Source organism: Stackebrandtia soli (assembly GCF_965137155.1).
In the GTDB taxonomy this organism is placed as follows: Bacteria; Actinomycetota; Actinomycetes; order Mycobacteriales; family Micromonosporaceae; genus Stackebrandtia; species Stackebrandtia soli.
This window is the reverse complement of record NZ_CBCRZX010000096.1, coordinates 1-584: the sequence shown is the minus strand read 5'-3', so window position 1 is coordinate 584 and position 584 is coordinate 1. Positions and strand designations below refer to the sequence as shown.

The following is a 584-nucleotide window of genomic DNA, read 5'->3' as shown; positions in this document are numbered from 1 at the left end:
AATCGAACCCGACGACGGCGACTCCAACCCCACCAACAACTTCGCCAACGTCGACTTCCCACAACCCGACTCACCCACCACACCCAACGTCTCACCACGGGCCAAGGTGAGGTCGACGCCGTCCACGGCCTTCACATGGCCGATCGTCTTCTTGAAGAGAACGCCGACCTTGATCGGGAAGTACTTACTCAGGCCTTCGATCTCGAGAACGTTGTCAGACATCGTTCATGACCTCCTTGGCGAAGTGGCAGGCCGACGCGCGACCCGGTGTGACGGTCAGCAATTCGGGACGCTGTCGCGTACAAATGTCTTGCGCGTATTGGCATCTCGGGGCGAAGGGGCACCCCGGCGGAATACGAGTGAGGACGGGTGGGAGTCCGGCGATGACCTCGAGCCGCTGACCCTTCACGTCCAACCGAGGAATCGACCGCAACAACGCCTTCGTATACGGATGCGCCGGCGACGCGAACGTCTCCAACACACCCGCCTGCTCCACCGCACGACCGGCGTACATCACCGTAATATCGTCCGCCACATCCGCCACCACACCCAAATCGTGCGTGATCAGAATCAAACCCATCCGA

At 60.8% G+C, this 584-nt stretch carries 2 protein-coding genes; both read right to left on the bottom strand.

Annotated features, from left to right (window positions below; all coding sequences use genetic code 11):
- Positions 1 to 222 (bottom strand): ATP-binding cassette domain-containing protein (locus tag ACM9NP_RS23955; RefSeq protein WP_415649042.1); only part of this gene is annotated, 222 nt, incomplete at its 3' end.
- Positions 215 to 584 (bottom strand): oligopeptide/dipeptide ABC transporter ATP-binding protein (locus tag ACM9NP_RS23950; RefSeq protein ID WP_415649041.1); only part of this gene is annotated, 370 nt, incomplete at its 5' end. The genes ACM9NP_RS23955 and ACM9NP_RS23950, both read right to left, overlap by 8 nt.